Origin of the sequence: Emticicia sp. (assembly GCF_049241225.1) — a bacterium.
Lineage (GTDB): Bacteria > Bacteroidota > Bacteroidia > Cytophagales > Spirosomataceae > Emticicia.
This window is the reverse complement of record NZ_JBMLRC010000140.1, coordinates 1-4,986: the sequence shown is the minus strand read 5'-3', so window position 1 is coordinate 4,986 and position 4,986 is coordinate 1. Positions and strand designations below refer to the sequence as shown.

Here is a 4,986-nt window from a genome sequence, read left to right as displayed (position 1 = left end):
AATGGTTGCAGATTAGGTTGGTTGATAAATCCAAGCACTGAAACTGTTTATATCTACCGAGAGAATGGCGAAGTGCAAATCGTAGAAGGCTTCGATAAAAAACTTTCTGGTGAAAATGTACTACAAGGTTTTGAGTTTGATTTGAATATTCTGAGATAGTTTTTCGGTGGTTTTTAGTTCAGTCTATCACCGAAAAACTATATGTTTACTATCATATTTCTTGTGCAAACTGCAATCTAACTACCTCACTATCAATACTCAAAGAAGCAAATCTTCCACAGGGTATTGTCCAGTTTATGGCTTCGTGACCAACAGGGAAATCATAACAAATCGGATAATTATATTCGGCCGTATGTTCGGCGATGATTTCGTAGAAAGTTTTACCAAACGGCTCGTCATTTTCTTTTACATCCGAAAAATCTCCAACAATCAGGCCCGCTAAGTTTCTGAGCTTGCCTGCACGTTTTAGTTGAACCATCATGCGGTCGATGTTGTAGAGATACTCTGAAATATCTTCGATAAACAAAATTTTACCATCGGTATCTACTTCTGATTTTGAGCCGATTAGATGAGCTAAAATACAAAGATTTCCACCTACAATTTGCCCTGCTCCTGCTCCTATCTTATTGATTGACTTTGATGGAATGGTGTAGTCAATTTCTCTACCAAAAAGAAATGCTTCGAGTTTTTGAACCGAATCATAATCTCGCATGAACGTTTTAGGCATGGGTGCATGAAGACTCTGGAAACCCATCACTTGTAACTGCCCATGCACAGCCGTAATATCTGAGAAACCAATAAGCCATTTTGGATTTTTCTTAAATGCTGTAAAATCAACAGCATCAATGATTCTTGAACTTCCGTAGCCACCTCTGGCTGAAAAAACTGCTTTAATTTCTTGGTTATCAAGTTGTTGTTGAAAATCTCTCAAACGTATTTCGTCTGTTCCTGCAAAATTAAAATACGATGCACTTACCGATTCACCAACGATAACTTCTACGCCCCAGTTTTCTTGCATGAGGTTTATGGCGGACTGAATATCATCGGGATTTAACTTGCTGGCAAGAGCAACTATGGCTACTTTATCGCCTTTTTTTAGGTACGGAGGAGAAATTAATGAGTTCATTATTGTAGTTTTTTACCACGGAGGCACGGAAAAGCGGTACGCCGCCCGCACAGAGCTTCACGGAGTTGATTCTCGTAAGAATTTAAAAAATTAAGGATTCAAAGATACGAGGTCAAAATCATGTATTTTGCGTAAATCTAAAATATACCTTTCTTCACCATCGTTTTCGAGCATTGGTTTGAATTTTGCCCCCCAAACGAGTTCATCATTAAAGTATGAATGACGCTTATGAACCGCATCGGCAAAAGTATCGTCAATACCTTCGGTGGCAATCATAAATTCGGCATCTGATTCAGCAAGCGACTCGGCGGTTTCGCCATAAAGTGGGCTGTCTTCGGTTATGGCATGAACGATTGTCCAGTTGGTAGGAAAAAAATTAACTTTCGAGCGTTCGAGTGTTAGGCTGTAATATTGCCTGCTTCTAACACCATTTTTTTCTTCTACTTTAGAGAATACCAAACTCACACTCATATTAATGATTTGGTTACTTTTTTCATTAGCCATTCTAAACATAAAGGCATTGGTATCGAGATACGGAGCAATAATAGCATTTCGACTAAACAAAATTCGAGGGTTCGGGCGAGAAAAACGACCGTACAATAGACCTGTAATGATAGCAAACATCATTAAACCACTCAAGGCTTCAATACCCGCTACAAAGCTGGCAGCAAAACCAACGGGAGCAATTCGCCCATATCCAACCGTAGTGAGTGATTGTGCCGAAAAAAAGAAGGCATCCCAAAATTGAGAATGGGTATTGGTCATATCGACACCTGCTAAATGTTCGACGCCAATCAGGTAATATAAACCAGCAAAAATGAGGTTTAGTAATAAATAAACAAGGAGAACGAGCAAAATAAAAGTTCCCCAACGAACCGTAATTAAGCGATTATAAAGATTGAGCCAAGCCTCAAATGACTGTCCAACTCGCTTTACATTAAACTGTCCTGTGCCAGTAATCAGGCGGGTTTGGCGGTCGGTCATTTTAGTGCCGAAGCCTAAATCTTGCCGATTGCGTTCTTTTTCAACGAGGGAATCTTTTTTCTTCATAAATACATTGTGGTGCGAATCAGACTTCGACCGCATTCTGTTAGGATAGTTTTAAACAGAAAACACAATTTTACTATAAAAAAGTTTTCAAAGAAACACTACATCGTCAACTACTGATTCGCCGACGTCTTTGTTGATGAGGTCGAGCAGTTTGGTTTTTGCCATAAAAAGTTCTTGGCGAAGTGGCGAAGAGTCGATTCGGAGATATAAAACTCTGTTTTTTACGTAGATTTCTTTGGTACGGGAAGCAATGGTTGGCCCCATCATTCGCCCCCAAAACGCAATCAGATAGGTTTCGTTGAAACGAGTTTTTAGGTCAAATGTTTTCAGAAATGCTTCGATAGCATCTTTCAGTGGTGTAGCTTGCGAACGACGTGCGGTTTCTGATGCCATGATTTTGGGTGCTTTTTACGTTAAATCAAAACTATTTTAATAATTCGCCAACTTCAAAACTTACCAAAGCTTTTTCGATATTTGATTTTACCAATCCATTTTTAGGTACAGGAATCAGTATTTTATCATCAAAATTAGTGGCTAATCTTTTTGCAGGAATTTTTAGATAAATAGTATCATCAATATTCCTTAAGATAGACTCTGGCCCGTCAAGACTTATCTGATTTGGTGAAATATTTATCAAACTCGAAACTACAAAGTTTTTTTGTAAATCGATAGCCAAACTATCTACCTTTAATTTAATAATTTTCTTTTGCTTTCGCTCAAAATGTAAGGTATTAGTATCTGCCAAAATATAATTTAATTTTGGTTTTTGTAATAAATCAGTGAGTGATTCGAGCAAGGCTTTATTATCTAACTTCTTAATTTTCAATGGATTATCAATTTCATAAACCAATGGCACTGCATTTGAGAAAAGATTATACTGCAATAAATCCCAGCCCGTACTCGATAAACTAACGTTTAATTTTTTTGGCAAAGGCTTAGTTGATATATAAAGAGAGTCGTTATATTTGATGGTGAGGGGATAACTGATTTTTGCTGAATACCCCGATTTGTTTAGAGAGTTTAGCAGCCAGAATACAAAGGCCGCCAAAAAGCACAGCACTAAGGTTTTAATATTCATGAGTTGGTAGTCTACAGACCATAGTCGATAGCAAACAAAGTTTTGGAGTAGAATGCCTCTTACTGTGGTCTGTGGACTATCGACTATGGAGCGGAACGCCGCCCGCTATTATTATTTTTTTCTTGCAATTGCTGTTTTATCGAAAGTCAATCTTGCACCACCACCAGCAGAAATCGTGATGGTCGCTTCATCTTTAGAAACAATTTTTCCGTGCATTCCACCAAAAGTTACGATTTCATCACCTTCTTTCAATTCTTCAACCATTTTCTTTTGGTCTTCGGTCTTTTTTTGTTGTGGGCGAATCATGAAGAAGTAGAATACTGCTATCATCCCGACCATCATTACTATCGAAAACATTCCATTTCCGCCTTGTGCCTGTAAAAGAATCATTATTTTATGTTTTGGTTAAATATTTAGTATTAAATAATTTTGATAATATTTTAAAGGCTATTTGGTAATATCAGGTGCATCATTACCTTTTACGATTGCAGTAAAAGAAAGTACTGATTGTGGAGGATTTGCATTAGAATAAACCGTCACAAATTTCTTGTTTGTACCTGCTTTACCTTTGCTATTAAATCGCACAACTATTTGATCTGACTGCCCAACGCCAACTGGCATTTCGGGTTTTGATGCTACCGTACAACCACATTGAACTTGTACATCGTTGATTTGTAAAGGACTTTTACCGACATTCTTAAACTTGAAGGTATGCGACACACTATCTCCTTCGGTGATTGTACCAAAATCAAACGATTCTTCCTCAAATTGTATAACCGGAGCATTTGCAGCAGCCACCAACGAATCTTCTTTGCTCATTGATGAAGCTTGGCCTTTTGAATCAATCAAATTGCAAGAAAAATTCATTCCTGCCAAAATAATTGTTGCTGTGAGAGCTAAAAATACTTTTTTCATTTCGTATTCCATTATATTTTAGAAATTAATTGTGATTTCCTTTGAGGTATCTTACAAATGCAAGGTTTCTCAAAGTCTTATCAATCTTAAAATCTTGTAAATCCTGTTAGTTTTTTGATTTAATTTGGCTCATTAAAGACTCTACATCTTCGAGTAGTTTTTCAGCTTTCTGACGAGCTTCGCTAACTACTTTTTGGCCTTCAGCCTTAGCCGAACTATCGCCGCCAACTACTTCCATTGCTACTTCATCGCCTCTTTCGATGAGGTCATTAATGAATTTTTGCAATTGTTCACGGTATTTCGATAAACGGAACGATAGTTTATCACGCGTTACTTCGCCTTTATCCGGTGCATATAAAACACCGATGGCTGCTCCTGTGGCTACTCCAGCCAAAAATGCAATAAAAGTTCTTGATGAATTGCTCATAGCCCCTAACCCCTGAAGGGGGATTTTAAATTGATTATTTTTTCATTACTATCAACTGCCGACTATCGACAGTGGACTTTATTTATTATCCAACATACCTCTACCGCTCTTACGAAGTTTGCCTGATTCTTTGAGGTCTTTCGATACACCATCTAAAATACCATTCACAAACTGTCCACTTTTTGGCGTACTATAATCTTTGGCAATTTCGATGATTTCGTTTATCGTAACCTTCACGGGAATACTCGGATAATTCAGCATTTCTACCACTGCCATCTTCAATAAAATGTGGTCGGTAATAGAGATACGCTCAATTTCCCAGTTTTTGAGTTTCGGAATCAGAATTTCTTCTAAATCTTTGGTTTCGAGAATACTTTTCTGATACAAAGT

8 protein-coding genes are annotated in these 4,986 nt (G+C 37.6%); all 8 read right to left on the bottom strand.

Annotated elements, in window-relative coordinates:
* Window positions 1–211: 211 nt before the first annotated feature.
* Window positions 212–1,126 (bottom strand): S66 peptidase family protein, encoded by a 915-nt coding sequence (locus ACOVO2_RS08355; RefSeq protein ID WP_421769520.1) that lies wholly within the window; start codon window positions 1,124–1,126, stop codon window positions 212–214.
* A 90-nt stretch (window positions 1,127–1,216) separates the two neighbouring features.
* The gene (locus ACOVO2_RS08350; protein ID WP_421769519.1) at window positions 1,217–2,212 is read right to left on the bottom strand and encodes an ion channel; all 996 of its coding nucleotides are present in this window, start codon (window positions 2,210–2,212) and stop codon (window positions 1,217–1,219) included.
* Between the two features lie 51 nt (window positions 2,213–2,263).
* Window positions 2,264–2,569 carry a DUF721 domain-containing protein gene (locus ACOVO2_RS08345; RefSeq protein ID WP_188768636.1) on the bottom strand — a complete coding sequence of 102 codons (306 nt, stop codon included), beginning with the start codon at window positions 2,567–2,569 and terminating at the stop codon, window positions 2,264–2,266.
* 31 nt (window positions 2,570–2,600) lie between these two features.
* On the bottom strand, window positions 2,601–3,254 hold the full coding sequence (locus tag ACOVO2_RS08340; RefSeq protein WP_421769518.1) for a hypothetical protein: 654 nt from the start codon (window positions 3,252–3,254) through the stop codon (window positions 2,601–2,603).
* A gap of 111 nt (window positions 3,255–3,365) precedes the next feature.
* Window positions 3,366–3,644: a preprotein translocase subunit YajC gene (gene yajC / locus ACOVO2_RS08335; RefSeq protein WP_421769517.1), complete on the bottom strand. Its 279-nt coding sequence runs from the start codon at window positions 3,642–3,644 to the stop codon at window positions 3,366–3,368.
* A gap of 57 nt (window positions 3,645–3,701) precedes the next feature.
* Window positions 3,702–4,169 carry a DUF1573 domain-containing protein gene (locus ACOVO2_RS08330; protein WP_421769516.1) on the bottom strand — a complete coding sequence of 156 codons (468 nt, stop codon included), beginning with the start codon at window positions 4,167–4,169 and terminating at the stop codon, window positions 3,702–3,704.
* Between the two features lie 106 nt (window positions 4,170–4,275).
* Window positions 4,276–4,596: a YtxH domain-containing protein gene (locus ACOVO2_RS08325; RefSeq protein ID WP_421769515.1), complete on the bottom strand. Its 321-nt coding sequence runs from the start codon at window positions 4,594–4,596 to the stop codon at window positions 4,276–4,278.
* Between the two features lie 78 nt (window positions 4,597–4,674).
* A partial coding sequence (gene nusB / locus ACOVO2_RS08320) for a transcription antitermination factor NusB (protein WP_421769514.1) occupies window positions 4,675–4,986 on the bottom strand: 312 nt, incomplete at its 5' end.